This is a genomic window from Actinacidiphila sp. bgisy145 (genome assembly GCF_057708125.1).
Window position 1 is genome coordinate 23,459 of sequence record NZ_JBYIRL010000035.1, and the last position, 25,891, is coordinate 49,349.

General features: G+C 72.8%; 25 protein-coding genes. 14 read left to right on the top strand and 11 right to left on the bottom strand.

The genetic code is table 11. The features are described 5' to 3' along the window. The first annotated feature begins 21 nt into the window (after positions 1-21). Positions 22-1,722: an LCP family protein gene (locus AC3ERT_RS27500; protein ID WP_435177390.1), complete on the top strand. Its 1,701-nt coding sequence runs from the start codon at positions 22-24 to the stop codon at positions 1,720-1,722. 206 nt (positions 1,723-1,928) lie between these two features. Continuing rightward, a complete protein-coding gene (locus AC3ERT_RS27505) occupies positions 1,929-3,725 on the top strand; it encodes an LCP family protein (protein WP_435135463.1) in 1,797 nt (598 codons plus the stop codon). A 112-nt stretch (positions 3,726-3,837) separates the two neighbouring features. Here the strand turns inward: AC3ERT_RS27505 and AC3ERT_RS27510 are convergent, their stop codons facing one another. Continuing rightward, positions 3,838-4,887, bottom strand: coding sequence for a glycosyltransferase family 2 protein (locus tag AC3ERT_RS27510; RefSeq protein ID WP_435135461.1), 1,050 nt, complete (start codon positions 4,885-4,887; stop codon positions 3,838-3,840). A gap of 164 nt (positions 4,888-5,051) precedes the next feature. On the opposite strand from AC3ERT_RS27510, the gene AC3ERT_RS27515 reads away from it, so the two are divergent. Then, on the top strand, positions 5,052-6,791 hold the full coding sequence (locus AC3ERT_RS27515; RefSeq protein WP_435177392.1) for an LCP family protein: 1,740 nt from the start codon (positions 5,052-5,054) through the stop codon (positions 6,789-6,791). A gap of 1 nt (position 6,792) precedes the next feature. On the opposite strand, the gene AC3ERT_RS27520 is transcribed toward AC3ERT_RS27515, so the two are convergent. Beyond that, a complete protein-coding gene (locus AC3ERT_RS27520; protein WP_335971301.1) occupies positions 6,793-7,260 on the bottom strand; it encodes an acyl-CoA thioesterase in 468 nt (155 codons plus the stop codon). A 249-nt stretch (positions 7,261-7,509) separates the two neighbouring features. Between AC3ERT_RS27520 and AC3ERT_RS27525 the strand changes: the two genes are divergently transcribed. Continuing rightward, positions 7,510-8,730, top strand: coding sequence for an LCP family protein (locus tag AC3ERT_RS27525; protein WP_335971158.1), 1,221 nt, complete (start codon positions 7,510-7,512; stop codon positions 8,728-8,730). 87 nt (positions 8,731-8,817) lie between these two features. On the opposite strand, the gene AC3ERT_RS27530 is transcribed toward AC3ERT_RS27525, so the two are convergent. From AC3ERT_RS27530 to AC3ERT_RS27545, 4 genes are all read right to left on the bottom strand, one after another. Next, positions 8,818-9,237, bottom strand: coding sequence for a hypothetical protein (locus tag AC3ERT_RS27530; RefSeq protein WP_335971156.1), 420 nt, complete (start codon positions 9,235-9,237; stop codon positions 8,818-8,820). 146 nt (positions 9,238-9,383) lie between these two features. Beyond that, positions 9,384-10,076: an LAETG motif-containing sortase-dependent surface protein gene (locus AC3ERT_RS27535; protein WP_435177394.1), complete on the bottom strand. Its 693-nt coding sequence runs from the start codon at positions 10,074-10,076 to the stop codon at positions 9,384-9,386. A gap of 367 nt (positions 10,077-10,443) precedes the next feature. Then, positions 10,444-11,604, bottom strand: coding sequence for an acyl-CoA dehydrogenase family protein (locus AC3ERT_RS27540; RefSeq protein WP_335971152.1), 1,161 nt, complete (start codon positions 11,602-11,604; stop codon positions 10,444-10,446). A gap of 132 nt (positions 11,605-11,736) precedes the next feature. Beyond that, positions 11,737-12,879 carry an LCP family protein gene (locus AC3ERT_RS27545; RefSeq protein ID WP_435177396.1) on the bottom strand — a complete coding sequence of 381 codons (1,143 nt, stop codon included), beginning with the start codon at positions 12,877-12,879 and terminating at the stop codon, positions 11,737-11,739. 237 nt (positions 12,880-13,116) lie between these two features. Here AC3ERT_RS27545 and AC3ERT_RS27550 point away from each other — a divergent pair, with 237 nt between their 5' ends. Beyond that, positions 13,117-14,457 (top strand): UDP-glucose dehydrogenase family protein, encoded by a 1,341-nt coding sequence (locus AC3ERT_RS27550; RefSeq protein WP_335971149.1) that lies wholly within the window; start codon positions 13,117-13,119, stop codon positions 14,455-14,457. 76 nt (positions 14,458-14,533) lie between these two features. Here the strand turns inward: AC3ERT_RS27550 and AC3ERT_RS27555 are convergent, their stop codons facing one another. Then, positions 14,534-15,091 (bottom strand): CGNR zinc finger domain-containing protein, encoded by a 558-nt coding sequence (locus tag AC3ERT_RS27555; RefSeq protein WP_435177398.1) that lies wholly within the window; start codon positions 15,089-15,091, stop codon positions 14,534-14,536. Positions 15,092-15,219: 128 nt separating this feature from the next. Here AC3ERT_RS27555 and AC3ERT_RS27560 point away from each other — a divergent pair, with 128 nt between their 5' ends. The 4 genes from AC3ERT_RS27560 to AC3ERT_RS27575 all read left to right on the top strand — a co-directional run bounded on the left by AC3ERT_RS27560 (position 15,220) and on the right by AC3ERT_RS27575 (position 18,902). Then, on the top strand, positions 15,220-15,588 hold the full coding sequence (locus tag AC3ERT_RS27560) for a VOC family protein (protein WP_335971146.1): 369 nt from the start codon (positions 15,220-15,222) through the stop codon (positions 15,586-15,588). Positions 15,589-15,805: 217 nt separating this feature from the next. Continuing rightward, a complete protein-coding gene (locus AC3ERT_RS27565) occupies positions 15,806-16,879 on the top strand; it encodes a lysylphosphatidylglycerol synthase domain-containing protein (protein ID WP_435177400.1) in 1,074 nt (357 codons plus the stop codon). A gap of 67 nt (positions 16,880-16,946) precedes the next feature. Beyond that, positions 16,947-17,621, top strand: coding sequence for a response regulator transcription factor (locus AC3ERT_RS27570; RefSeq protein ID WP_335971143.1), 675 nt, complete (start codon positions 16,947-16,949; stop codon positions 17,619-17,621). 12 nt (positions 17,622-17,633) lie between these two features. Next, positions 17,634-18,902 carry an ATP-binding protein gene (locus AC3ERT_RS27575; RefSeq protein ID WP_435135446.1) on the top strand — a complete coding sequence of 423 codons (1,269 nt, stop codon included), beginning with the start codon at positions 17,634-17,636 and terminating at the stop codon, positions 18,900-18,902. A 52-nt stretch (positions 18,903-18,954) separates the two neighbouring features. Here AC3ERT_RS27575 and AC3ERT_RS27580 read toward each other — a convergent pair whose 3' ends face one another. Then, on the bottom strand, positions 18,955-19,494 hold the full coding sequence (locus AC3ERT_RS27580) for a GtrA family protein (RefSeq protein ID WP_335971139.1): 540 nt from the start codon (positions 19,492-19,494) through the stop codon (positions 18,955-18,957). Between the two features lie 219 nt (positions 19,495-19,713). Between AC3ERT_RS27580 and AC3ERT_RS27585 the strand changes: the two genes are divergently transcribed. From AC3ERT_RS27585 to AC3ERT_RS27595, 3 genes are all read left to right on the top strand, one after another. Continuing rightward, on the top strand, positions 19,714-20,844 hold the full coding sequence (locus AC3ERT_RS27585; RefSeq protein WP_435135493.1) for a 5-(carboxyamino)imidazole ribonucleotide synthase: 1,131 nt from the start codon (positions 19,714-19,716) through the stop codon (positions 20,842-20,844). Next, positions 20,837-21,370 (top strand): 5-(carboxyamino)imidazole ribonucleotide mutase, encoded by a 534-nt coding sequence (purE, locus tag AC3ERT_RS27590; protein WP_435177402.1) that lies wholly within the window; start codon positions 20,837-20,839, stop codon positions 21,368-21,370. The genes AC3ERT_RS27585 and purE overlap by 8 nt, the downstream gene beginning before the upstream one ends. Positions 21,371-21,444: 74 nt before the next feature. Then, the gene (locus AC3ERT_RS27595) at positions 21,445-22,632 is read left to right on the top strand and encodes a dipeptidase (RefSeq protein WP_435177404.1); all 1,188 of its coding nucleotides are present in this window, start codon (positions 21,445-21,447) and stop codon (positions 22,630-22,632) included. A gap of 142 nt (positions 22,633-22,774) precedes the next feature. Here the strand turns inward: AC3ERT_RS27595 and AC3ERT_RS27600 are convergent, their stop codons facing one another. Beyond that, a complete protein-coding gene (locus tag AC3ERT_RS27600; RefSeq protein ID WP_335971133.1) occupies positions 22,775-23,272 on the bottom strand; it encodes an ATP-binding protein in 498 nt (165 codons plus the stop codon). A gap of 142 nt (positions 23,273-23,414) precedes the next feature. After that, positions 23,415-23,786, bottom strand: a complete 372-nt coding sequence (locus tag AC3ERT_RS27605; protein ID WP_335971132.1) for an STAS domain-containing protein — start codon at positions 23,784-23,786, stop codon at positions 23,415-23,417. Positions 23,787-23,978: 192 nt separating this feature from the next. Between AC3ERT_RS27605 and AC3ERT_RS27610 the strand changes: the two genes are divergently transcribed. Next, positions 23,979-24,869, top strand: a complete 891-nt coding sequence (locus tag AC3ERT_RS27610) for an RNA polymerase sigma factor SigF (protein WP_335971130.1) — start codon at positions 23,979-23,981, stop codon at positions 24,867-24,869. A gap of 47 nt (positions 24,870-24,916) precedes the next feature. Here the strand turns inward: AC3ERT_RS27610 and AC3ERT_RS27615 are convergent, their stop codons facing one another. Beyond that, positions 24,917-25,294 carry a winged helix-turn-helix transcriptional regulator gene (locus AC3ERT_RS27615; protein WP_335971128.1) on the bottom strand — a complete coding sequence of 126 codons (378 nt, stop codon included), beginning with the start codon at positions 25,292-25,294 and terminating at the stop codon, positions 24,917-24,919. Between the two features lie 127 nt (positions 25,295-25,421). On the opposite strand from AC3ERT_RS27615, the gene AC3ERT_RS27620 reads away from it, so the two are divergent. Next, positions 25,422-25,787, top strand: coding sequence for a DoxX family protein (locus tag AC3ERT_RS27620; RefSeq protein ID WP_435177406.1), 366 nt, complete (start codon positions 25,422-25,424; stop codon positions 25,785-25,787). Positions 25,788-25,891 lie beyond the last annotated feature (104 nt).

Genomic DNA, 25,891 nt, shown 5'->3' on the forward strand with positions numbered 1-25,891 from the left:
GGATGGAGGTCCCGAGCGACCGTGGACACGCAAGGCTCCGAGTACGTCGACCCCGCTGACCAATGGGTGCTCGACCCGGTCACGGGCACCTACCAACTGCGGCTGGAACCGGCCGAGTCGGCGACGGAACCCGCACCCGAGCCCGCACCTGCGGCCGCACCCGGTCCCGTACCACCGCCCGCCGCGCCGCGCCCGCCCGGCAGCCGCCGGGCCGCCGCCGGCCGCGGCTCCCGGCGTGCGGGCGGGACCCGGGCCGCGGGCGCCGCGGGCACCACCGGAGCCACCGCCGCACCCAGCCGCCGCAAGCCCAAGCAGCACCGGAGCATGACGACGGTGTGGGCGGCCGGCGTCATCGGCCTGGCGGTCGTCGCGGGCGGGGTCGGCGGCTACGCCGCGTTCCACAAGTCCGGTGCGGTGGTGCACACCCTGGACGTCGGCAACGCGGGCACCTCCTCCTTCTCCGCCAACGGTCAGATGAACATCCTGATGCTCGGCACCGACAGCCGGGCCGGGATCGGCCACGAGTCCGGCACCGCGGCCGCGACCGGGCAGGCCGACACCGCGGTGCTGCTGCACCTGTCGGCCGACCGCAGCAACGCCACCGCGGTGAGCATCCCGCCCAACCTCGTCACCGACGTGCCCGAGTGCCCGGTGGGCGACACCGTGGTCAAGGGCGCGAGCGGGCAGCGGTTCGCCACGGTGCTCGCCGGACGCGACGCAGGCTGCGCGATGCGGCTGGTCTCCCAGCTCACCGGGCTGCACGTGGACCACTTCGTGATGGTGGACTTCGCCGCGGTGCAGCGGCTGACCACGGCGCTCGGCGGTGTGGAGATGTGCCTGAAGCAGCCGCTGCACGACGCCTCGACCGGGCTCTCGCTGGGCGCGGGCCGGCAGAAGGTGGCCGGTGCGCAGGCGCTGGCGCTGGTGCGCGCGGAACAGGAACTGCCCGGCTCGTCCGGTGTGCCCGCGGGCGGCGACCTGGCCCGGGTGCAGGTCCAGCAGCAGTTCCTGGCCGCGCTGTTCCGCACCGCCACCTCGGGTTCGGCGCTGACCGACCCGAAGAAGCTCAAGGCGCTGGCCACCACGGCCGCGGGCGTGCTGACCGTGGACACCCCGATCGGCAGCGTCAGCGCGCTCGACACCCTGGCCGGCCAGTTCGGCAAGGTCGCCGGCAAGCACTTCACGCTCGCCGAACTGCCGGTCGAGCAGAACCCGGACGACAGCACGCACCGCACCGTCGTCATCGACCAGGCGAAGTCCACGCAGCTGTTCGGCGTGGTCAAGCAGGACATCTCGCTGTCGGACGGCTCCGCCCGGACGGACCCCAAGCTGGTCGGCGCCAAGGCCACTCCGCACAACACCCGCGTGACCGTCTACAACGGCACCGGTTCGTTCGGCGCCTCGCAGGACGTGCTCCTCTGGCTCCAGAACGACGAGGGCGTCAACCGCTCGGCCAACGGCGGCGACTCCGCGACGCGCGCGGCGAAGACGACGCTGCGCTACGCCCCGAACCAGGCCGACCAGGCCCGCTCGCTGGCCGCGATGATGGGCCTGCCCGCGTCCGCGCTGATCGAGGGCACCAAGGACGTGCCGCCGCTGACGTACATGTCGCTCACCCTGGGCGCGGACTACACCAAACCGGGCACGCCGATCGCCCCGCCCACCACCCCGCCCAAGGGCCTGAAGTCGATCACGGCGGACGACACCTCCTGCGTGGGATAGGCCACCGCGTCACCGCGATGACGGGCCCGGTATGTCCTGCCCCCCGCATGCAACTATGTCCGCCATCCGACCGTCTGACATAAGGACGGTCTGAGGAGACGGTCATGGACGGTCTGAAACGACTATCCGAAACGACGGTCTGATAAGCAGACGACGAAGACGGGATGACGGCTGCCCCAGCCGGACCGGTGAGCGGAGGAGTCCGTATGCGCGACGGCAGGGTGGGAGAGCCCGGCTACGGGGCTGCTTCCGACCCCGGCGGCCCGGACTGGGACCAGGGCTCCTTCCACGACGGCGCGATACCCGGGCCGCGTTCGGGCGGCTCCGGCTATTTCGACGGCTCGGGTGGTGCCGGCGACCCCGGAGGTGCCAGCGGCTCCGGCGGCTTCGACGGCCCCGGCGGTTCCGGCGACAGCCCCACCCCGTCCGGCGCCGCGGCCGGCGCCGCGGGTCACGGCGGCGGGCACCGGCGCGGCGGGCGGCGCAAGACCAGGAGCCGCAAGCGCAAGGTGTTCCGCTGGGTGGCCATCGTGGTCGCGGTGGCCGTACTCGGCACCGCGGGCGCGGCCTACGGCTACTACGAGTACCTCGCCGGCAAGATCCGCAAGGGCGAGCGCAGCAGCGGCAAGACGAACGTCGCCAAGTCCAAGGCGAACTCCGCGGGCCAGACCCCGATGAACATCATGATCCTCGGCTCCGACACCCGCTCCGACCCCGAGGACGCGAAGCTCGGCGGCGCGGCGGACGCGACCGGCGCCCGGGCCGACGTGATCATGATCGCCCACCTGTCGGCCGACCGCAGCAACATGTCGGTGGTGAGCATCCCCCGCGACACCCGGGTGGACATCCCCGAGTGCACCGACCCCAAGACGCACAAGGTCTACGCGAAGACGAACGACATCATCAACGCCTCGCTCAGCCGCGGCGGCGCGGGCTGCACCCTGGCCACCGTGCAGAACCTCACCGGCGTCTACATCGACCACTGGCTGACCATCGACTTCGCGGGCGTGGTGAAGATGGCCGACGTCGTCGGCGGCGTCGACGTCTGCGTCAAGGAGAACGTCGACGACCACGCGACCGCGGCCCAGCCCGGCGGCTCGCACCTGCACCTGACCGCGGGCACCCACACCGTCAAGGGCCAGCAGGCGCTCCAGTGGCTGCGCACCCGGCACGCGTTCGGCAGCGACGCGGGCCGCTCGAAGGCGCAGCACATGTACATGAGCTCACTGATCCGCAAGCTGCGCGGCCAGAACCTCTTCACCGACCCGGCGAAGCTCAACAAGATCGCCACCACCGCGATGTCCGCGTTCGAGGTGTCCTCCGAGATCGGCACCCCGAAGAAGCTCTACGACCTCGGCATGCAGCTCAAGACGATCCCGCCGAACCGGATCACGATGCTGACCATGCCGCGGATCGAGGACCCCCAGGACCCGAACGCGCACTACCTGCCCGCGCCGAGCGCCTCGACGGTCTGGTCGCTGCTGCGCAACGACGTGGCGATGGACGCCAACGGCAAGGCGAAGACCGGCACCTCGTCGGCCACGCCGACCCCCTCGGCGACCACCGGCCCGGCGGCGCAGGCGCCCGCGAGCATCCCGGTCACCGTGGTCAACGGCACCGCGGGCAGCGCCGACGGCGTCGCCACCCCGGGCCGCGCCGGCGCACTCGCCAAGGCGCTGGGCACCGCGGGCTTCACCCAGGCGGCGGCCAGCCAGGACACCGGGCCGCGCGAGAGCACCGTGCTGAACTACCCCTCCAGCGGCGGCGCGCAGAGCAAGTCCGACGCGCTGTCGGTGGCGAAGGCGCTGAAGATCCCGTCGAACGACGTCAAGGCCTCCTCCGACGTGCAGACGATCACCCTGACCGTCGGCTCGGACTGGAAGAGCGGCACCGACTACAGCGCGACCCTGCCGAAGGCGGGCTCGGTGCCCGACGACGCCGACGTCATCAACGGCGCCGACACCACGGGCTGCATGGACATCCTGCCGGTCTACCAGTTCTGACCGTGAGCCCCCGGGCACCCGGGGGCTCACCGACCGGCACGCACGAGGGGCCCACCGGAACCTAAGCACCGGTGGGCCCCTCGCCGTACGCCGCTGAGGGAAGGCCGAGGGTCTACACGTCGGCCGGCTGGGCCGGGGCCGGCTCGGTCACGGCGGGCCGGCGGCTGGCGACGACCCGGCGGGCCAGCGACCGCGGGCTGGTCAGGAAGCCGTAGCCCCAGCACATGTGCATGGTGGCCAGCGCGAGCGGGATACGCAGCCGGGCGCCGATCGGCAGGCCGCGGCCGGCCGGCAGCGAGCCGAGGGTGATGCCCGCCACGTACGCGCCCGGGACGAGCAGCGCCCACGGGGTGGTGCCGCCGCCGAGCAGAAGTCCGGCCACGTTGGCGACCAGGGCGGTCGGGGCCGCGAGGTAGCGCGGGTTCACCGAGCCGCGGTGGTAGCGGGTCACCACCCGGCGCCAGCGGCCGTAGTCCTTGTATTGCTTGGCGAGGGCCCGCACGCTGGGCCGGGGGCGGTAGGACACGCGCAGTTCGGGCGAGAACCATATGAGGTGGCCGGCCTCGCGGATGCGGTAGTTCAGCTCCCAGTCCTGGGCGCGGACGAACTCCTCGTTGTAGCCGCCCTGCCGCTCCAGCACCTCGCGGCGGAAGACGCCGAGGTAGACGGTGTCGGCGGGGGCCGCCGCGCCGCCGGTGTGGAAGGCCGCGTTGCCGACGCCGATCTTCGACGTCATGGCGGCGGCCACCGCCCGCTCCCAGTCGTTCTCGCCCTCGGCGTGCATGAGGCCGCCGACGTTCGCCGCGCCGGTGGCGTCCAGCAGCCGGACGGCGGTGGCGATGTAGTCCGGCGAGAGCATGCCGTGGCCGTCGACGCGGACCACGACCGGGTGCCGGGACGCCTTGATCGCCGCGTTGAGGGCGGCGGGGGTGCGGCCGGTGGGGTTGGGCACGGTGTGGACCCGCGGGTCCTCGGCGACCAGCTCCGCGGCGATCGCGTCGGTCCGGTCCGTGGACGGGCCGAGCGCGATGACGACCTCGAGCTCGCCCGGGTAGTCCTGCGCCAGGATGTGCCGGACGGAGTTGCGCAGATGGCGCTCCTCGTCGAGCACCGGCATGATCACGGAGACGGCCGGGAGCGCGGCGGGGGTGACGGCGTTCATTCCGGCAAACGTTACCGCTAACGGGGGACACCAGCGCGTGGGGTGAAGACTGACAGTCCTATTTGTCTCTAGCCTGATCGGGTCTTCAGGCGGCCAACCGGGTCGCAGCGCGCCGGCGGCGCCCCCGTCGCGACGGCCGCACCGCAACTGTTCGGAGGTCGCCCGTGCCGCCCACCCGAAGCCGCCAGTCGCCGTCCGGTGTCCGCCGCAGCGCCGCGGTCCCGGCGCCGACGCCGGCGCCGGCCACCGGGCAGGGGCGCGGCCCGGCGGGGCGGGTTCCGGCGGGTACGAGGAGGGCCGCCGCGCAGCCCGCGGGCCCGCGGCGGCCGCGGCGCAGGCCGCCGGTGCGGCTGAGCACCAGGATCGCGGGCGGGGTGGCGCTGCTGGTGATCACCGCCAGCGGGGTCGGCCACGCGATGGTGGCCGGGCTGAACGGCGCGATCAACCGGGTGGACGCCTTCGGCGGCATCCAGAACCGGCCGGGCGGCAGCAAGGGCACCAACTTCCTGCTGGTCGGCACCGACGGCCGGGACGGGCTGGACCCGCAGGAGAAGAAGCAGTACCACCTGGGCGGAGCGCCCTGCCACTGCACCGACACGATCATGCTGGTGCACCTCTCGCAGGACCGGGACCGGGCGAGCGTGGTGTCCATCCCGCGCGACACCTACGTACAGCTGCCGGACGTGGGCCCGGCCGCCGTCCTGGCGAAGCGGGGGCAGGGCGCCGGGAAGGCCGCGGCGACCGCCACCGCCACCTCGGCGGGCGGCAGGCCGCTGGTCCCGACGCACCCGGCGAAGATCAACGAGGCGTACGCCGACGGCGGCCCCAAGCTCACCGTCAGCACGGTCGAGAAGCTGACCGGGGTGCACATCGACCACTACCTGGAAGTCGACTTCGTCAGCTTCATGAAGACCGTGGACGTGCTCGGCGGGGTCCCGGTGTGTACCACCCGCCCGTTGAAGGACTCCTACAGCGGGCTGAACCTGCCGGTGGGCACCACCACGCTCAACGGCGGCCAGGCCCTTCAGTACGTACGCTCCCGGCACATCGACGCCGACTCCGACCTCGGGCGGATGCGGCGCCAGCAGCAGTTCGTCTCCCAGGTCATCCACAAGATCACCTCGGGCGGCACCCTGGCCAACCCGATGCGGCTGGAGAAGGTGGCCGGCACCGTGCTCGGCTCGGTCCGCGCCGACGAGGGGTTGCGGCCGACCGACCTGATCTCGCTGGCCCGCAGCATGAAGGGCTTCAGCTCCAAGTCGTCGGAGTACGCCTCGGTGCCGCTGAGCGATCTGAGCTACCACGTGCCGGGGGTCGGCTCCACCGTGAAGTGGGACACCGCGAAGGCCGGGAAGCTGTGGGCCGCGGTCCGCGCCGACCAGCCGCTGACCGCGGACCGCGCCGGGGCCCGGCAGCCGTCCGCGGCGCCGCGGCCCACCGGGACCGTCGCCTCCGCCGGGACCGGCGGCGCGAACGGGTCCGCCGCGGGCTCCTCCTCCCCCAAGGCCGTCAAGGTCGACGTCGCCCCCGGTGGGATCAGCGTCACCGTCGCCAACGCCACCGGCGTCAGCGGCTTGGCCGGCAGCGTGCAGCGGGCCCTGCGCGCGACCGGTTTCGTCACCCCGGGGCTGGCCACCACCGCCGACGGCCACCCCGCGCAGACCACCATCCGCTACGACCCCCGGTGGGACCGCTCGGTGAAGACGCTGGCCGCCGCGCTGCCCGGGGCGCGGCTGGTGCCGGACAAGGGCCGGGGCCCGGTGATGCAGGTCACCCTCGGCATGGACTTCAAGGGCCGTACGGTGCGGCCGGTGACCACGCTGGCGCCGCAGCCGGCCGCCTCCACACAGCCGGCACCGCAGGCCGCGGGATCGGGTCAGAGCGCCGACCCGGTGGGCTGTTGACTCAGCCGTCCAGGCCCTCCGCGGCGCGCTCGCGGCGCAGCTCCAGGATCGCGCGGCGGCGGGCCAGCCGGTGGGTGCGGCGGATCTGGGCCTCCTGCCAGCGGCGCCGGTCCCGGTCGTTCTCGCAGATCAGCGGCGGCACCGGGCGCGGCTTGCCCTCGGCGTCGACGGCCACGAAGACCAGGTAGGCGGTCGCGACCTGCTCACCGGGGCCGGCCTTGTTCCAGCGTTCGGCGACGACCCGGACGCCGACCTCCATGGACGTCTTGCCGGTCCAGTTCACCTGGGCCTCCACCTGGAGCAGGTCGCCGACCCGGACCGGGGCGAGGAAGGCCATCTCGTCCATGGCGCCGGTCACCGCCGGCCCCTCGGAGTGGCGGCCCGCGACGGCGCCGGCCGCGTCGTCCACCAGTTTCATCACCACGCCGCCGTGGACGGTGCCCAGCAGGTTGGTGTCGTGCGCGCTCATGATGTGGGAGAGCGTGATGCGGGAGGCGGAGGTGGGCTTCCCCGGGAGGACCGGGACCTGCGGGGTGGGCAGGGGTTCCGGCGCGGATGAGTCGATCACGCCGTCAACTGTATGCCGGTGGTGAAGACTGTCGCGGTCGTGTGCCCTTCTGTCGCGGGAGCGCTACGGCCGGTGGCCGAATGCATCGGGTCTGCCACAGAACCGCCGGTGATTGCCGGTCCCGCGCCGGGGCCGGGCACACTGGCGGGCATGAACGGTTGGAGCGATGACACCGAGCAGCGCAGGCTCTCCGAGCCGCCGCTGCCCCCTGAACTGTCGCCGCGTCGAGCCGCCGCCCACGGCGGTGTCCCGCCGCAGCAGGCACGGCGGCCGCAGCCGGGCCCGCAGCCTGGCGCCGGCGCCGGCTCCGGCGGCTACGGGCCGCCGAGCACGGGTGGACCGGGCGGCCGGGGGCCGCGCGGGCCGCGCTGGAGCACCCGCAGGAAGATCGGCTACACCGCGCTCGGCCTGGTCGTGGTGCTGCTCGTGGTGTCCGTCTCCACGTACTTCTGGGCCGACTCCAAGGTGCGCCGCGAGGTGGACCTGAGCGCGATCAACAAGGAGGCGGGCGCTCCTGCCAAGGGCAAGGGCACCAACTACCTGATCGTGGGCTCCGACAGCCGCGAGGGCCTGACCGCGGCCCAGGAGAAGGAGCTGCACACCGGCTCCGACTCCGGGCAGCGCACCGACTCGATGATGATCCTGCACACCGGCAGCAACGGCACCACGATGCTGAGCCTGCCGCGCGACTCCTACGTGACGATCCCGTCGTTCTACGGCAAGGAGACGAAGAAGCAGTACCCGGCCTCCACGCACAAGCTCAACAAGTCGTACGCGGACGGCGGCCCCGAGCTGCTGACCCGCACCGTGGAGTACAACACGGGCATCCACATCGACCACTACGCGGAGATCGGCTTCTCCGGCTTCGTGAACCTGGTCGACGCCCTGGGCGGGGTGCGGCTGTGCCTGGACGCGCCGCTGAAGGACAAGGCGTCGGGCGCTGACTTGCAGAAGGGCTGCCAGAAGGTCAACGGCAAGGAGTCCCTCGCCTACGTCCGCGAGCGGCACCAGGAGGCGGACCAGGACCTGGGGCGCATGAAGCACCAGCAGCAGTTCCTGTCCACGCTGGCGCACCAGGCGGCGTCGCCGTCCACCATCCTGAACCCGTTCAAGCTCTACCCGGTGATCGGCTCGGGTCTGGACACCCTGGTGGTGGACAAGAACATGAGCCTGCTCGACCTGACGCACATGTTCTTCGCGATGAAGGGCGTCAGCGGCGGCGACGGCAAGCAGCTGACGGTGCCGATAGCCAACGCCAACTACCAGACCGGCGACGGCGACTCGGTGCTGTGGGACAAGACGAAGTCCAAGCAGCTCTTCGGCGAGCTCCAGCAGGACGAGAAGGTCGACGTCGGCACCACCACCGGCTGACCGGCGCCCCGCCTCGTACGGGAGTCCCACAGGCAGCGGCCCCGGCCCCTTGAGCCAGAGAGGGGGTACCGGGGCCGCTGCCGTGCGTCACGCGGCGCGCATCCCGGTGGCCGCGGGCACCCACTGGTCCAGTTCGTTGCGCCAGTAGCGGGCGACGTTCAGCCGGGTCGGCTTCTGCTGGCCGGGCAGCTGGAACTTCAGCGAGCTCCACATGGTGTTGCGGTGGACCTCGCTGATGAGGCGGGCGGCCTCCTGCCGCGGTATCGCGGCGACCAGCTCCTTGGGACGGGCGCTCATCCGGCCCGCCTTGTGGAAGACCACGGCCTGCTCGGTGACCGTGACGAAGTAGTACTTCACGAACAGCGTCCCCATGGCGCCGATGGCCGCGATGAACCACGGGCTCGGGCCGGTCTGGACGTGGATCGTGGCGATCGGCCGGTCGGCCGGGTTGATCTGCGCGATGGCCTGCGCCACCTGCTCCTGCATGGTGGACTTGCGAATGGCCATGGACGTACCCCCATTGTGTTCGACGTGCTGACATGCGAAGACGCCGCCGCCGGCGGACCGGCGGCGGCGTCGCAGCGTATCGCCCTCGAACGTGTCGGGGACATGCACGGAGCGTCCTTGGGACGAACCCGTGACCGGACTTCGGATCAGTGGCGCGCGGAAGCGCTGCGCCGGCGCAGACCGAAGACGGCGCCGCCGCCCACGACGACCAGGGCGCCCGCGATGCCCGCGATCATCCCGGTGTTGCTACCGCCACCGGTCTCGGCGAGGTTGCCGCTCGGCGACGGGGAACTGGTGTCGGCCACCGCGGCGACGGACGTGCTCGCCACGGCGCTCGGGCTGTCGGACGCCGCCGGGGAAGAGGCCGACGTCGACGGCGAGGTGGAGGGCGAGGCCGAGGGAGCGGTCGCGGGCGCCGACGGGGAGGCGGGCGAGGTGGGCGCCGACGCGCCGCACTCGGTGTTCGGCAGGGTGACGCCGTTGGCCACCGACTGGTTGTCGAAGTACCCCTGGACGGACGCGAGCACCTGGTAGTGCGCGCCCGCGGACCACGGCACCGAGATGGTGAAGTCACCGCTGTCGGTGTACTTCTGCTGGGCGACCTGCTTGCCGCTGCCGTCCTTGACCGTGATCGTGACCGGACGGGTGCGGTCGGTGTCGTGCACGGTGATGACGCCGTTGCCGCTCTGCTGGTCGCAGGTGGCGGAGCCGGTGAACGAGAAGTCCTTGATGTTGCAGGCTGACGCGGTGCCTGCGACGCCGAGCGCGAGCGCGACTGCGGCGGAGGCAACGCCTACGTAACGCACCGTCAGGGAGGTGCGGCGGGAGGATATGGACACGTTTGCCCTTCACAGAAATCGGAGCAGAAGTGCGGATGGCCATCAGGCATGTGACACAGTGACCCCCCGGTCACCGCCAATGGCCCACACAGCTCTACAAGCGACCGCAACCGCTTGTCAATTGGTCGCAAATCGACCGCTAAACCTGTCCACGTGCACAAAGTTCACACAAACCGTCGCGACCCCGTGTGGGTTTATTACAGAGTTGAGACGCGGGGAACCCCGGCACCCCTCGACGGCGTCCTACGCGCGCACCGCCCGGCGGGCCGCCGCGCCCGCGAGCGCACCCGCCGGTCCGGCGGCAATTGCACACGGGCCCGGCCGGGAACGGCCGGGCCCGCGGTGGCGCCCACTCCTGCCGGCGGGCTCAGCCCTTGAGGAGCTGACGGGCCATCACGATCCGCTGGACCTGGTTGGTGCCCTCGTAGATCTGGGTGATCTTGGCGTCGCGCATCATGCGCTCCAGCGGGTAGTCCCGGGTGTAGCCGTAGCCGCCGAGGAGCTGGACGGCGTCGGTGGTGATCTCCATGGCCGCGTCGGAGGCGTAGCACTTGGCGGCGGCGCCGAAGAACGTCAGGTCGGCGTCGGAGCGCTCGGACCTGGCGGCGGCGGCGTAGGTGATCTGCCGGGCGGCCTCCAGCTTCATCGCCATGTCGGCCAGCATGAACTGGATGCCCTGGAAGTCGGCGATGGCCTTGCCGAACTGCTTGCGCTCCTGGACGTATCCCTTGGCGTAGTCCAGCGCGCCCTGGGCGATGCCGAGCGCCTGGGCGGCGATGGTGACGCGGGTGTGGTCCAGGGTCTTCATCGCGGTGGCGAAGCCGGTGCCCTCCTCGCCGATCATCCGGCTCGCGGGGATGCGGACGTTGTCGAAGTAGACCTCGCGGGTCGGGGACCCCTTGATGCCGAGCTTCTTCTCGGGCGCGCCGAAGGAGACGCCCTCGTCGCCCTTCTCGACCACGAACGCCGAGATGCCCTTCGACCGCTTCTCGGGGTCGGTCACGGCCATCACCGTGTAGTACTCCGAGACGCCGGCGTTGGTGATCCAGCGCTTGACGCCGTTGAGGACGTAGGTGTCGCCGTCGCGCACCGCGCGGGTCTTCATGCCCGCGGCGTCGGAACCGGCGTCCGGCTCCGACAGCGCGTAGGAGAACATGCCCTCCTTGCGGGCCAGCGCGCCGAGGTACTTCGCCTTCAACTCCTCGGAGCCGGACAGCTGGACCGGCAGCGAGCCCAGCTTGTTGACCGCCGGGATGAGGGAGGACGACGCGCAGACCCGCGCCACCTCCTCGATCACGATCACGGTGGACAGCGCGTCGGCGCCGGAGCCGTCGTACGCCTCGGGTACGTGGATGGCGTGCAGGTCGTTGGCCTCCAGGGCGTCGCGCGCCTCCTGGGGGAAGCGCGACTGCTCGTCGACCTCGGCGGCGAAGGGGGCGATCTTGGCCTCGGCGAGCGACCGGACGGCGTCGCGGAGCATCTCGTGCTCCTCAGAGGTCCGGAACAGGTCGAAGTCGGCTGCGGCCATGAAGTCTCACTCCCGAGTGTTTGCTACCGTTCAGTAACTCCGCAACCCTACGGTTGCGGGGCGGCGGGTGCCAACGGGCCCGCGCCTGTGATCTTTCCCCCGCGTGACGTTGGCGACACCGGGCCGCGCCGATCACGACACGTTCTTGCCCAGGGTGTCGACGCCGTCGGTGGTCGCCAGGTAGTGCGCCATGGTGTCGTTGCGCATCGCCTCCCACAGCTCGTCCGAGGCGTTGGCGTCCAGCAGCACCACCGACTGCTTGTCGACGGTGTCGAAGCCCGCGACCGGCGCGTTCATGAACGCCATGTCCTTCGACCGCACCCCGCGCAGGTGCCACACCAGGTCGCGCAGGTCGCCGTCGGTCAGCCGGTCGTCGAAGCTGACCACCGAAGTGACCTGGTCGAGGGTGCGCTTGAGCTTCAGCGGGTTGGTGAAGGTGCCGGTGGACAGCAGCTTGCCGAGCACGGCGCGCAGGAAGTTCTGCTGGCGGTGGGTGCGGTCGAGGTCGCCGCGCGGCAGCCCGTAGCGCTCGCGGACGTAGTCCAGCGCCTCGGCGCCGTCCATGTGGTGGGTGCCCGCGGTCCACACGCCGCCGGGGCCGTTGCGCCGCGAGACGGTCTTGTCGACGGTGATGTCCACCCCGCCGATCGCGTCCGTGAGCTTCTTGAAGCCGCTCCAGTCGATCACCATCAGGTGGTCGATCCGCACCTTCGTCAGGCGCTGCACCGTGTCGATCAGCAGCGGCGGGCCGCCCCAGGAGAAGGCCGCGTTCAGCTTGGCCCTGCCGTGGCCGGGGACGTCCACCCAGGAGTCGCGGGGCAGCGAGACGACGTAGGCGTTCTTGTGGTCGGCGGGGATGTGCACCAGCATCATCGTGTCGCTGCGCTGGGCTCCCGGCTTCCACTCGGGCGCCTTGGCGCCCTTGCCGGTGGTGGGCAGGTCGGACCGCGCGTCCAGGCCGACGAGCAGGAACGTCTGGCTGCCGCTGCGGGACGGCTGCGGCACCGCGGACTGCGGCACGTCGGTGGGGAAGGCGTTGGGGATGCGCTGCACCCGGCCGGTGTAGTGGTGGTAGGCCCAGTAGCCGGTGCCGACGATCAGCAGGGCGCCGACGCACAGCAGACTCAGGGCGGCGTAGAGCACCCGGCGGGTTCGGCGCCGCCGCCGCGCCCGCCGGTCGGGCGCGGGGTCCTCGGGGCCGGGGCCCTTGGGTGCGGGGTCCTTGGGTGCGGGGTCTTCGGGGCTGGGCTCGGCAGACCCGCCTTGGGGGTCCATGGGTGCGGGGTCGGGCTCGGCGGGCCGGCCTCGGGGGTCTGAGGGTGCGGGTTCGGAGGGTGCCTGCTCCGGGCCCGAGGAGGCGTTCGGATCTTCGCCCGTGCCGTCCGGTCCAGCCTCGTACGCCATGACGCACCCCCACCCCGGTTGGCCTGTGGCCGTATGGACGCATTGTGGCCCCTCGGCCGCCGCCGCACGCTGGATTCGGCCGAGCCGGTCCGGACTATGCTTCGGCGCATGCCTCTGAAGCTCACCGTCATCGGCACCGGTTACCTCGGCGCCACCCATGCCGCCGCCATGGCCGAGCTGGGATTCGAGGTGCTCGGCCTCGACATCGACGAGAGCAAGATCGCCACCCTGGCCCAGGGCCGGGTGCCGATGTACGAGCCCGGCCTGGAGGACCTGCTGGCCAAGCACGTGGCCGGGATCGAGGGCTCCAGCGGGCGGCTGCGCTTCACCACGTCGTGGGAGGAGGTCGCCGACTTCGGCGACGTGCACTTCGTCTGCGTCAACACCCCGCAGAAGCAGGGCGAGTACGCCTGCGACATGAGCTACGTGGACAGCGCCGTCAGCCTGCTCGCGCCGCACCTGCGCCGGCCCGCGCTGGTGGTGGGCAAGTCCACCGTGCCGGTCGGCAGCGCCGCCCGGCTGGCCGGGATGCTGCGCGAGCTGGCACCGGCGGGCGACGGCGTCGAGCTGGCCTGGAATCCGGAGTTCCTGCGCGAGGGCTTCGCGGTGCAGGACACCCTGCACCCGGACCGGATCGTGGTCGGCGTGGCCAGCGAGCGCGCCGAGTCCCTGCTGCGGGAGGTCTACGGCGGGCCGATCGCGGAGGGGACGCCGTTCATCGTCGCGGACTACCCGACCTCCGAGCTGGTCAAGACCGCCGCGAACGCCTTCCTCGCCACGAAGATCTCCTTCATCAACGCCATGGCCGAGGTGTGCGAGGCCGCCGGCGGCGACGTCGCGGTGCTCGCCGAGGCCATAGGGCACGACGACCGGATCGGGAAGAAGTTCCTGCGCGCCGGGATCGGCTTCGGCGGCGGCTGCCTGCCCAAGGACATCCGCGCGTTCATGGCGCGGGCCGGCGAACTGGGCGCGGACCAGGCGCTGACCTTCCTGCGCGAGGTCGACTCCGTCAACATGCGGCGCCGCACCCACATGGTGGAGTGGGCCCGCGAGGCGCTGGGCGGCAGCTTCCTCGGGCGCCGGATCGCGGTGCTCGGCGCCGCCTTCAAGCCCGACTCCGACGACGTGCGCGACTCCCCCGCGCTGAACGTCGCGGGCCAGATCCACCTCCAGGGCGGCCAGGTCACCGTCTACGACCCCAAGGGCATGGCCAACGCCCGGCGGCTCTTCCCGACCCTGGGGTACGCCGACAGCGCCCTGGACGCGGTCCGCGGCGCGGACATCGTCCTGCACCTCACCGAGTGGCGCGAGTTCCGCGACCTGGACCCGGTCGCGCTGGCCGACGTGGCCGGGCAGCTGCACATCCTCGACGGGCGCAACGCGCTCGACGCGGAGCTGTGGCGCAAGGCGGGCTGGACCTTCCGCGCGATGGGCCGCCCCAACGCGTAACGACGCGGGGCACGCGGCCTCGTCCGCCCCAGGCGCCGCCTGACTGCGTGTCAGGGTGGCCTGTGCGCCGCCGCGTTCACTTCCGGCCGCGGTAGGCCCGCATCTTCGCCCGGCTGCCGCAGACCGCCATCGAGCACCACCGGCCGCGGCCGGCCGGGCTGCGGTCGTAGTAGGCCCAGCGGCAGGTGTCGGCCGCGCACGCCTTCAGACGGTGCCAGGTGCCGTCCGCGGCGGCCGCCGCGATCGCCGCGGCCACCTGCGCGGTCAGGGCCGCGACGCCGTCGTCCGTAGGGCCCGGCACCACCGTGGCGGCGCCCGCCGCATCGACCGCGAGCCGCAGCGGGGCCGCGGCCAGCAGCCCGTCCAGCGCGGCGACCGCCTCCGGCGCCATGTCGGTGCCCGCGTGCGCGGAGCAGGCGTCGCGCAGCGCCTCGCGCAGCGTCAGGACCATGTCGAGCCCCGCCCAGTCGAAGCCGCCGCCCGCGGTGATCCCGTGCTCGCGCGCCCATGCCGCCAGCGCCTCCGGGCTGCCCAGCGCGTCGGATTCCGCGTCCTCCAGGTCGACGGTGTTGACCAGGTCCTGCACCAGCCGAAGCGACTGGGGTGCGGCATGGCGGTCTCCGGGCTGCTCCACCCCCGCAACGTTACTGCCGAATCAGCCTTGCAGCGTTACCCCAATACCGCCATCATGAGGTAACGGTTACCAGCAAGGACCGGAAGCAGGTAACGCTCCCGGGCCGCCTGACACCTTATGGAGCCCGCATGATCGGCACCCTCGGCGCTGTCGTCCTCGACTGCCCGGACCCCGCCTCGCTCGCCGCCTTCTACGCGGAACTGGTCGGCGGCACCGTCGACGCCGAGGACAGCACCTGGGTCGACCTCAACCGCGAGGACGGGCAGCGGCTGTCCTTCCAGCTCGCCCCCGCCCATAGGGCACCGGCCTGGCCGGACCCGGAGCGGCCGCAGCAGTTCCACCTGGACATCGCGGTGCCACGCGAGCAGATGGACACCGCCGAGCAGCAGGTCCTCTCCCTGGGCGCGACCCTGCTCGAGGGCGACCAGGGCGGCACGCGCAACTGGCGGGTGTACGCCGACCCGGCGGGCCACCCCTTCTGCCTGTGCGCCTGCTGACCGGGCACTCGTCGGCGCCCGTCAGACATCAGTAGGACCCGGCCGCGCGGCGCCCGGCCCGCCCGACGCCAGGACGTGTCCCATCCGTGGCCTGGGCGTATCCCCGCCGTAGCCCGGCCCCGCGATGCTGCGATCGGACCCGGCCGCCCGGCCGGGTCCGGCAGCCGGCGACCGGCCGGCGCCGGGCCGGTGACGAGCGGGGCGGGGGGCGGGTGCGATGCCGCGGACGCCTGCCAGGGTCCGCCGCAGGACGCGCGTCCCGGCGCCCGGCCCGCCCGCGGCCGGCACGAGCAGCGCGGACACCGCCGCCGAGGAGGAGGCCCAGGACCGGCCCGGACGGGCCGGCAGGGCCCTGTGGCGGCGCCTGCCGCTGCGTACCGCCGCCGGGCTCGTGCCGGCCGTCCTGGTCGGCGTGTGGGCGCTCGCGCACCGCTCCTTGATGGTGTCGGGCGGGCACGACCTGGTCGCCGCCGACCCCGGCTGGCTGCTGGCGGCGCTGGCCTGCACCGGCCTCGGCTGGGCCGCCAACTCCGTCGCCCGCCAGGGCACCGTCCTGGAACCCCTGCCCCGGCTCCCGCTGCTGGCCACCCAGTTCGCGGCGACCGCCGCCGGCCAGCTCGCCCCCGCCGGGCTCGGCGCCAGCGCGGTCAACCTGCGGTTCCTGCGCGTCAACGGGGTGCCGCTGGCCCGCGCGACGGCCGCCCTCGCGCTGTACTCGCTCGCCGAGTCCTGCTGCCGCGTGGGCCTGCTGCTGGTGCTGCTCGCCGCCAATCCGCACGCCCTGCACGCCAAGGGCCTGCTGCCGGACGGGGACGGGCTCCTGCTGCTGGCCGCGGCGGCCGCCGCGGTGACCGCCGCGGCCGTCCTCACCCTGGTGCTCGCCGGCTCGCTGCGCCGCGCGGCCGCCGGGTTCGTCACCGACGCGCTCGCCGACGCCCGCACCCTGCACGCGCGGCCGGAGCGCGCACTGGCGCTGTGGGGCGGCTCGCTGGTCTTCCCGCTGATCCAGGCCGTGTCGATGGCCGCCGTCGCCCGCGCCCTCGACCTGCCGGTCGCGCCGGTGCCCGTCGCGCTCGCCTACCTCGCCGCCACCTGCGCGGCCGCCCTGGTGCCCACCCCCGGCGGCATCGGCTCGGTGGACGCGGCCCTGGCGATCGCCCTGGTCGCCGCGGGCGCCCCCACCGGGGCGGCCGCGTCGGCGGTGCTCGCCTTCCGGATCGTCACCGTGTGGCTGCCGCTGCTGCCCGCCGCCCTGACCCTGAGCGCCCTGATCCGCCGCAAGGTGCTCTGACCGGCCGCCGCCACGGGTCTGTGGACCACCGGGCCGCCAGGGCCCGGCGCGGACTACCATCAAGCCCATGACCCGCGTACTTCTCGCCGAGGACGACGCATCCATCTCGGAACCGCTCGCACGCGCCCTGCGCCGCGAGGGGTACGAGGTCGAGGTGCGCGAGGACGGACCCGCCGCGCTGGAGACCGCGCTGCTCGGCGCGGTCGACCTGGTGGTGCTCGACCTGGGCCTGCCCGGCATGGACGGTCTGGACGTGTGCCGCCGCATCCGCACGGAGGGACACGCCTTCCCCGTCCTGGTGCTCACCGCGCGCGCCGACGAGGTGGACACCGTGGTCGGCCTGGACGCCGGTGCCGACGACTACGTCACCAAGCCGTTCCGCCTCGCCGAACTGCTCGCCCGGGTCCGGGCCCTGCTGCGGCGCGGCACCACCGAGTCCGCCCAGCCCTCCACGCACGGGGTGCGGATCGACGTCGAGTCGCACCGCGCCTGGATGGGCGACGACGAACTCCAGCTCACCGCCAAGGAGTTCGACCTGCTGCGGGTCCTGGTGCGGGACGCCGGCCGGGTGGTCACCCGCGAGCAGCTGATGCGCGAGGTGTGGGACACCACCTGGTGGTCGTCGACGAAGACCCTGGACATGCACATCTCCTGGCTGCGCAAGAAGCTCGGCGACGACGCGGCCAACCCGCGCTACATCGCCACCGTCCGCGGCGTCGGCTTCCGCTTCGAGAAGAACTGACCCGCCCGCTCGATGCGCCGCCGCCTGATCACCTCCACGCTGGCCGTGGTGCTCGTCGTGATCGCCGTCTTCGGCATCTCCCTGGTGATCGTGGAGGCGCGGACCATCCAGAGCAGCGCCCAGGACGGCGTGCAGTCCGAGGCGGTCCGGCTCACCGGGATCGTGGAGAACCGCATCCTGGCCGGTGAGTCGGTCGACGCCAAGGGCCTGGACCGGCAGATCGCCGACAACCGGTACGCGCTCGTCCGGGTGCCCGGACGGCCCGAGGTGCACCTCGGCGACCGGCCCTCGGGCGCGGTCCTGAAGTCCACGCAGCGCGGCGACCACGGCGAGTCCGTCACCGTGGAGGAGTCGCGCTCCACCGTCAGCCGGCAGATCGGCCGCACCCTGCTGGTGATCCTCGCGGTGGCGCTGCTGGCGGTGCTGGCCGCGGTGGTGCTGGCGATGCGCCAGGCACGGCGGCTGGCCAGCCCGCTCACCGACCTCGCGGAGACCGCCGAGCGCCTCGGCTCGGGCGATCCGCGCCCCCGCCACCGCCGCTACGGGGTGCCGGAACTCGACCGGATCGCGGACGTACTGGACGCCAGCGCCGAGCGCATCGGCCGGATGCTCACCGCGGAACGCCGGCTCGCCGCCGACGCCTCCCACCAGCTGCGCACCCCGCTGACCGCGCTGTCCATGCGGCTGGAGGAGATCATGGACAGCGCCGACGACCACGAGGCGGTGAAGGAGGAGGCGGCGATCGCGCTGGGCCAGGTCGAGCGCCTCACCGACGTCGTGCAGCGGCTGCTGACCAACTCACGCGACCCGCGCAGCGGTTCCGCGGTCGACTTCGAACTCGACGAGGTGATCCGGCAGCAGGTCGAGGAGTGGCGGCCGGCCTACCAGAACGAAGGGCGCGCCGTGGAGCTGTCCGGCACCCGCGGGCTGCGCGCGGTCGGCACCCCGGGCGCGGTCGCCCAGGTGCTCGCCACCCTGATCGAGAACTCGCTGATGCACGGCGCCGGCACCCTCGCCCTGCACACCCGGGTGACCGGCAACCAGGCCGTGGTGGAGGTGTCGGACGACGGCTCCGGGGTGCCGCCGGACCTGGGCGCCAGGGTCTTCGAGCGGACCGTCAGCGGCCGCAACTCCACCGGGCTCGGCCTCGCGGTGGCCCGCGACCTCGCCGAGGCGGACGGCGGGCGGCTGGAACTGCTCCAGCAGCGGCCACCGGTCTTCGCCCTCTTCCTCGCCCAGGAGATCACCCCGCCGCCACCGCGCCAGGAGGTCATCAGCTGAGGCGCTGGGGCAGGCGGCGGCCCGGGGGGTTCGGTGCGGCGATCGCGGGACCCTAGCCGATCCGGTCGGCGGCCGCCCGCTTCTGCTTGCCGACCTTGTCCCGCTTCGCGGGCCCGGCCGCGGTGAGGAACGACTCCGCCTGCTCCACCGCCTCGCGGGCCGGCAGCCGCCGGAACACCCAGGTGCGGTAGGACCAGAAGCGGAACAGGGTGGCCACCCCGATACCGGCGAACTTGAACACGTTGCTCTGCAACTGGGTGTCCCAGCCGAAGCCGTACGTCGCCGCGTAGAGCACGCCGTTCTCGATCACCAGGCCGATGATGCTGAAGAACAGGAAGAGGCTGAGCTCCTTGGTGCGGCCCGCCCGGTCCCGGTCGCGGTAGGTGAAGTACCGGAAGCCGACGTAGTTGAAGACGATCGACACCATGGTGGCCACGATGCTGGCGCGTACCGTCTGCAACCCCGTGTTGTGCCGGACCAGGTTGAACACGCCGATGTTGACGAGCACACCCGCCGCGCCGACCGCGCCGAACTTGGCGATCTCGCGGTAGATCAGGGCAAGCTTCGATCGCAGTGCGCGCAGTCCGCTCATGATGTCGCTGGGCCTGGTTCTGTCGGGGTCTGGGGACTCGGCTTCCTGGTGGGATCGGGGCGCCGGATGGCGACGGTTCGACCACAGCCTAGCTGCCTCGGGGAGGAAGACGGCCTGCGAAGGCCGTGAGTTCCGTCCGGCGGCCGGCGGATATCCTGGACAGCACCCAGCCCCCGTACCACCGGCAGGACCCTCACCGTGACATTTCCCGTAGTCGGCATGGTCGGCGGCGGCCAGCTCGCCCGTATGACCCACGAAGCCGGCATCCCCCTCGGCATCCGCTTCCGCCTGCTCAGCGACACCCCGCAGGACTCCGCCGCCCAGGTCGTGTCCGACGTGACCGTCGGCGACTACCGGGATCTGGACACTCTGCGTGCCTTCGCCGCGGGCTGCGACGTGATCACCTTCGACCACGAGCACGTGCCCACCGAGCACCTGCGCGCCCTGGAGTCGGACGGCATCGCGGTGCGGCCCGGGCCCGACGCCCTGGTGCACGCCCAGGACAAGGCGGTCATGCGCCGCCGCCTCGCCGAGATCGGCGTGCCCTGCCCGCGCAACAGGGTCGTGGCCGACCCCGCCGACGTGGTGCGCTTCGCCGCCGAGGGCGACGGCTTCCCCGTGGTGTTGAAGACCGCCCGCGGCGGATACGACGGCAAGGGCGTGTGGGTCGTCCGCTCCGAGGCGGAGGCCGCCGAGCCGTTCAAGGCCGGGGTGCCGGTGCTCGCCGAGGAGAAGGTGGACTTCGTCCGCGAGCTGGCCGCCAACGTGGTGCGCTCGCCGCACGGCCAGGCGGTCGCCTACCCGGTGGTCGAGTCGATCCAGGTGAACGGCGTGTGCGACACCGTGATCGCGCCGGCGCCCGGGCTGCCGGACGTGCTGTCCGCCGCCGCGCAGCAGCTGGCGCTGACCGTCGCCGCCGAACTGGGTGTGGTCGGGCACCTGGCGGTCGAGCTGTTCGAGGTGCGCCGCCCGGACGGCAGCTCCGAGGTGCTCGTCAACGAACTCGCCATGCGCCCGCACAACAGCGGCCACTGGACCATGGACGGCGCGGTCACCTCGCAGTTCGCCAACCACCTGCGCGCCGTGCTCGACCTGCCGCTCGGCGACCCGCGCCCCCGCGCGCCCTGGACGGTGATGGCCAACGTCCTGGGCGGCGACTACCCCGACATGTACCCGGCGTACCTGCACTGCATGGCGCGCGACCCGGGCCTGAAGATCCACATGTACGGCAAGGACGTGAAGCCCGGCCGCAAGGTCGGCCACGTGAACACCTACGGCGACGACCTGGCCGACGTGCGCGAGCGCGCCGACCACGCGGCCGGCTACCTGCGAGGAACCATCGATGAGTGAAGCGCCGTCCCCCGCCGTCGGCATCGTGATGGGCTCCGACTCCGACTGGCCGGTGATGGAGGCCGCGGCCGAGGCCCTGGACGAGTTCTCGGTGCCCTACGAGGTCGACGTGGTCTCCGCGCACCGGATGGTGCACCAGATGGTCGCCTACGGTGAGCAGGCCGCCGACCGCGGCCTGAAGGCGCTGATCGCGGGCGCGGGCGGCGCCGCCCACCTGCCGGGGATGCTGGCCGCGGTCACCCCGCTGCCGGTGATCGGGGTGCCGGTGCCGCTGAAGTACCTGGACGGCATGGACTCCTTGCTGTCGATCGTGCAGATGCCCGCGGGCGTGCCCGTCGCCACGGTGTCGGTGGCCGGTGCGCGCAACGCCGGGCTGCTGGCCGTACGCATCCTGGCCGCCCATGACGCGGAGCTGCGCGCGCGGATGACCGAGTTCCAGACGTCGCTGACCGAGCAGGCCACGGAGAAGGGCGACCGGCTGCGTGCGAAGGTGAAGGGGACCGCGGGCTTCGGCTTCGCCCGGTAGCCGCCGCGGACCGCCGCCCGTCGAGGGGTGCGTGCCCGGTGGGCGCGCACCCCCGCAACGCACTTGGAGCCCCTGTGGACCGCCGCCTCGACCGCGCCCGTGACCTGCTGGCCGCCCACCCCGTGGTGGACGGCCACAACGACCTGCCGTGGGCGCTGCGCGAGCAGGTCGCGTACGACCTGGACCGGTTCGACCTCACCGCCGATCAGAGCGCCCGCACCCACACCGACCTGCCGCGGCTGCGGGCCGGCGGGGTGGGCGCGCAGTTCTGGTCGGTCTACGTGTCGGTGTCGCTCAAGGGCGGCGCCGCGCTGACCGCGACCCTCGAACAGGTCGACGTGGTGCGCCGGCTGGCCGAGCGCCACCCCGACGACCTGCTGCTGGCGACCACCGCCGACGACATGGAGGCGGCACGCGCCTCGGGCCGGATCGCGTCCCTGATGGGTGCCGAGGGCGGGCACTCCATCGACTGCTCGCTGGCCGCGCTGCGCGCCCTGTACGCGCTGGGGGTGCGCTACATGACGCTCACCCACAACGACAACACCCCGTGGGCGGACTCGGCGACCGACGAGCCCGCCGCGCACGGCCTGACCGCCTTCGGCGAGGAGGTGGTGCGCGAGATGAACCGGCTGGGCATGCTGGTGGACCTCTCGCACGTCGCCCCCGACACGATGCGCGACGCGCTGCGGGTGGCGCAGGCGCCGGTGCTGTTCTCGCACTCCTCCTCGCGCGCGGTGTGCGACCACCCGCGGAACATCCCCGACGACGTGCTCGCCCTGCTGCCCGGCAACGGCGGTGTGGCGATGGCCACCTTCGTGCCGAAGTTCATCCTGCCCGCCGCGATCGAGTGGACCCAGGAAGCGGACGCGAACATGCGCGCCCACGGCCTGCACCCCCTGGACACCACCCCGGCGGGCATGGCGGTGCAGCACGCCTTCGAAGCGGTGCACCCGCGGCCGGCCGCCACCTCGGCCACCGTCGCCGACCACCTCGACCACATGCGCGAGGTCGCGGGCATCGACCACCTGGGCATCGGCGGCGACTTCGACGGCACCGCGTTCACCCCCACCGACCTCGCCGACGTGGCCGGCTACCCCCACCTCGTCGCCGAACTGCTCGGCCGCAACTGGTCCGACACCGACATCGCGAAGCTCACCTGGCACAACGCGGTACGGGTGCTGCGCGACGCGGAGTCGGCGGCCGCCGCCCTGCGCACGCAGCGGGGCCCGTCGGTGGCCACGATCGGGCAGCTCGACGGGTGAGCCCGACGGTTGGGCCGTCGGGCACACCCGCGCCCGGCGGCCCGACCGGCCGCAGGAAGGGGCCTGGCCGCCCTTCTGACGGCCCGGCGGCCCCGCAGTGGGCAACAGATACCGCCGACCGCCCGACAGCGCGCCGGAGGGGCTACTGCGGGGCCGCCAGCTCCGCCCACACGGTCTTGCCCGGGCGGTCGCCGTCGCGGACCACGCCCCAGTCCAGGCAGAGCCGCTGCACGATGAACATGCCGTGGCCGCCGGGGCGCCCCGCGCGGTGCGGGGAGCGCGGCGCGGGTTCGCCGCGGCCGCCGTCGGTGACCTCCAGCCGCAGCGCCTTGCCGCTGCGCAGCAGCCGCAGCTCGTCGGGGCCGCCGGCGTGCAGGCACGCGTTGGTGACCAGCTCCGAGACCACGAGCAGCACGTCCTCGGCGGCGGCCCGGCGGTCCGCGGTGGAGCCGGGCAGCCAGCCCCACTCGCGCAGCGCCTGGCGAGTGAAGTCCCGGGCGCGCGGCACGATGCCGCTCTCCCCGGAGAGCGCCAGCCGCCGCACCGGCTCGGGTGCGGTCGACCGCGCTTCGGCGCCGCTCTCGCCGTCGCCCGCGTCGGGAGCGCGGTCACCCGCGGCGTACGGCCGGGTGGTGCTCATCTTGGCCTCACCTCACGGATGTCCGGCTGGGTCCGAACGTTCTTCTGCCCGGTCGATCTCCGGGAACACGCCTCCCGCGTGACCAATGCGTCTGCGAACCGGCTGATCCCTCTCATGCAGCTTGCCCCCCTCCCCCGCCCGGCTACTCCTGGAGTGCCTCGTCGAGTGTCTCGTGCACGCTGAACACCGCGTCTGCGCCGGTGATCTCGAATACCCGCGCGACCGTCGGCCGCATGGCCGCGAGGTGCACCGAACCCCCGCCCGCCTCGGCTTGGAGCCGTGCCCCGAGCAGCACGTTGAGCCCGGTGGAGTCGCAGAACTCCAGGCCCGAGCAGTCCACCACCAGCCGGGTCGCGCCCTGCTCGACGGCCGTGGTGATCGGCCCGGCGAGCAGGTCGGCGGTGTAGTGGTCGAGCTCTCCCGACGGGGTGAAGACCGTACTGCTGCCGTGCTGCCGTACGTCGACGCGCAGCCTTCGGCCGAGATCGGCGGTGCCCACCGCCTCGTGGTCCATCTGTTCTCCTCGCCGCGTCCCTGGTCACACACCCTGCGTCCCTAGGGTGACGCGAGCCTGACCATAACCGTTCCGGGTTGCGCGCGGTAGTCGGCCGTGCAGGCCCCGGACTTGCGGCATACCGCCGAATGGCGGTAGGGCTGGAGTACGGCAGAGGAAAGACCACCCGCGCCGCAAGAGAGGGATGAGCGCATGACACCCCGGCTCGGCCCGGACCAGGACCAGGAGCAGCAGGGGGGCGGCCCAGGCCATCTCGACCCCGGTCACTTCGACCTCGAGCTCGACGGGCTGCCCGAGATCCCGCCCTACGAGGAGATCGGCCCGGTCGACGCCCGGGCGCTGTCCAAGACGCTCTTCGGCCGGTTGCAGGCCCTCGAGGAGGGCACCGGCGAGTACAGCTACGTCCGCAACACGCTCGTGGAGCTGAACCTCGCGCTGGTGAAGTTCGCCGCCTCCCGCTTCCGCAGCCGCAGCGAGCCGATGGAGGACATCGTCCAGGTCGGCACGATCGGCCTGATCAAGGCGATCGACCGGTTCGAGCTGGCCCGCGGGGTGGAGTTCCCGACCTTCGCGATGCCGACGATCGTCGGCGAGATCAAGCGGTTCTTCCGGGACACCTCCTGGTCGGTCCGGGTGCCGCGGCGGCTTCAGGAGCTGCGGCTGGACCTGGCCAAGGCCGGTGACGAGCTCGCCCAGCAGCTCGACCGCACCCCGACCGTGCGGGAGCTGGCCGACCGGCTGGACCTGCCCGAGCACGAGGTGATCGAGGGCATGGCGGCGAGCAACGCCTACACCGCCAGCTCCCTGGACGCCCAGCCCGCCGAGGACGACCCGGAGGGCGCGCTCGCGGACCGGATCGGGTACGACGACCACGACCTGGAGGGCGTGGAGTACGTCGAGTCGCTCAGGCCGCTGATCGCCAAGCTGCCGGCCCGGGACCGGACCATCCTGTCGCTGCGCTTCGTCGGCAACCTCACCCAGTCGGAGATCGGCGAGGAGCTGGGCATCTCGCAGATGCACGTCTCCCGGCTGCTCAGCCGCACCCTCGCCAGGCTGCGCCGCGGCCTGATGGTGGAGGAGTAGCGCGAGGTCCCCGGCAGGAAGCAGCCCGCACGCCGCCGTCGAGGTGCTCAGCGGGGCCGGTCGCCGTACTGGGTCCTGCTCTCCTCGATGGCGGCGTTGTGCTCGATCGCCCAGCTCGCGAGGGTCAAGGCGGGCGGGATCAGGCTCTTGCCCATGTCGGTGAGGGCGTACTCCACGCGCGGCGGGACCTCGGCGTAGGCGGTGCGGGAGACCAGGCCGTCGCGCTCCAGGTTGCGCAGCGTCAGGGTCAGCATCCGCTGGGAGATGCCGGGGATGTGCTGGTGCAGCTCTGTGAAGCGCATCCGGTTGCCGTCGAGCGTGGCCACGACCAGCATCGTCCACTTGTCGCAGATCCGGTCCAGGATCGCGCGGATCGCCCGGCCGCCGTCGCCGCGGATCATGCAGGTGTGCTCGTAGCGCGCCAAGGCGCTCCTCCAGGTGTCGTGCGGGGCACGTCCGGTGTGCGTTGAGCACACGCGTGTGCCTTTTGTAAGGCTTCCGACGGTCACCCATGATGGGGCAACTTACGGTTCGTAACCATTGGGGGTTGCCGTGCATGTCGCGTACTGGGTGCTGGCGGTGCTGCTCGCGGTGTTCTACGCCTACTCGGGCGGCAAGAAGCTCGTGCAGGACCGGGATCGGCTGCGGCCGATGATGGGGTGGGTCGACCAGGTGCCCATGGCGCGGGTCAGGGCGATCGGGGCGGTGGAGGTGCTCGGGGCGCTCGGGCTGCTGCTGCCGCCGCTGACCGGTGTGGCGGTCGGGCTCGCGGTCGCGGCCGCGATCGGCCTGGCCCTGGTGCAGGTCGGGGCCGGCGCGCTGCACCTGTCGCGCGGGGAGGTGCGGGAGATCGGGCTCAACGTCGCCCTGCTGGTGGTGGCCGCGGTGGCCGCGTGGGCGGCCGCGTCCCTGGTGTGACCCGGGGCCGCGGCAGAGGGCCGGTGGTGGCGCCCGCGCGCCCCCACCGGCCCTCTGCGTACCGGCGTACCGGCCCTGCCCGTACCCGGCCCGGAGGCGTCCCC

Excerpts from the sequence above, each read along its gene's own strand:
- AC3ERT_RS27505 (WP_435135463.1), top strand. The coding sequence starts at position 1,929 with ATGCGCGACGGCAGGGTGGGAGAGCCCGGCTACGGGGCTGCTTCCGAC.
- AC3ERT_RS27510 (WP_435135461.1), bottom strand. The coding sequence starts at position 4,887 with ATGAACGCCGTCACCCCCGCCGCGCTCCCGGCCGTCTCCGTGATCATG.
- AC3ERT_RS27520 (WP_335971301.1), bottom strand. The coding sequence starts at position 7,260 with ATGAGCGCGCACGACACCAACCTGCTGGGCACCGTCCACGGCGGCGTG.
- AC3ERT_RS27525 (WP_335971158.1), top strand. The coding sequence starts at position 7,510 with ATGAACGGTTGGAGCGATGACACCGAGCAGCGCAGGCTCTCCGAGCCG.
- AC3ERT_RS27530 (WP_335971156.1), bottom strand. The coding sequence starts at position 9,237 with ATGGCCATTCGCAAGTCCACCATGCAGGAGCAGGTGGCGCAGGCCATC.
- AC3ERT_RS27540 (WP_335971152.1), bottom strand. The coding sequence starts at position 11,604 with ATGGCCGCAGCCGACTTCGACCTGTTCCGGACCTCTGAGGAGCACGAG.
- AC3ERT_RS27545 (WP_435177396.1), bottom strand. The coding sequence starts at position 12,879 with ATGGACCCCCAAGGCGGGTCTGCCGAGCCCAGCCCCGAAGACCCCGCA.
- AC3ERT_RS27550 (WP_335971149.1), top strand. The coding sequence starts at position 13,117 with ATGCCTCTGAAGCTCACCGTCATCGGCACCGGTTACCTCGGCGCCACC.
- AC3ERT_RS27560 (WP_335971146.1), top strand. The coding sequence starts at position 15,220 with ATGATCGGCACCCTCGGCGCTGTCGTCCTCGACTGCCCGGACCCCGCC.
- AC3ERT_RS27565 (WP_435177400.1), top strand. The coding sequence starts at position 15,806 with ATGCCGCGGACGCCTGCCAGGGTCCGCCGCAGGACGCGCGTCCCGGCG.
- AC3ERT_RS27570 (WP_335971143.1), top strand. The coding sequence starts at position 16,947 with ATGACCCGCGTACTTCTCGCCGAGGACGACGCATCCATCTCGGAACCG.
- AC3ERT_RS27575 (WP_435135446.1), top strand. The coding sequence starts at position 17,634 with ATGCGCCGCCGCCTGATCACCTCCACGCTGGCCGTGGTGCTCGTCGTG.
- AC3ERT_RS27580 (WP_335971139.1), bottom strand. The coding sequence starts at position 19,494 with ATGAGCGGACTGCGCGCACTGCGATCGAAGCTTGCCCTGATCTACCGC.
- AC3ERT_RS27585 (WP_435135493.1), top strand. The coding sequence starts at position 19,714 with ATGGTCGGCGGCGGCCAGCTCGCCCGTATGACCCACGAAGCCGGCATC.
- purE (WP_435177402.1), top strand. The coding sequence starts at position 20,837 with ATGAGTGAAGCGCCGTCCCCCGCCGTCGGCATCGTGATGGGCTCCGAC.
- AC3ERT_RS27600 (WP_335971133.1), bottom strand. The coding sequence starts at position 23,272 with ATGAGCACCACCCGGCCGTACGCCGCGGGTGACCGCGCTCCCGACGCG.
- AC3ERT_RS27605 (WP_335971132.1), bottom strand. The coding sequence starts at position 23,786 with ATGGACCACGAGGCGGTGGGCACCGCCGATCTCGGCCGAAGGCTGCGC.
- AC3ERT_RS27610 (WP_335971130.1), top strand. The coding sequence starts at position 23,979 with ATGACACCCCGGCTCGGCCCGGACCAGGACCAGGAGCAGCAGGGGGGC.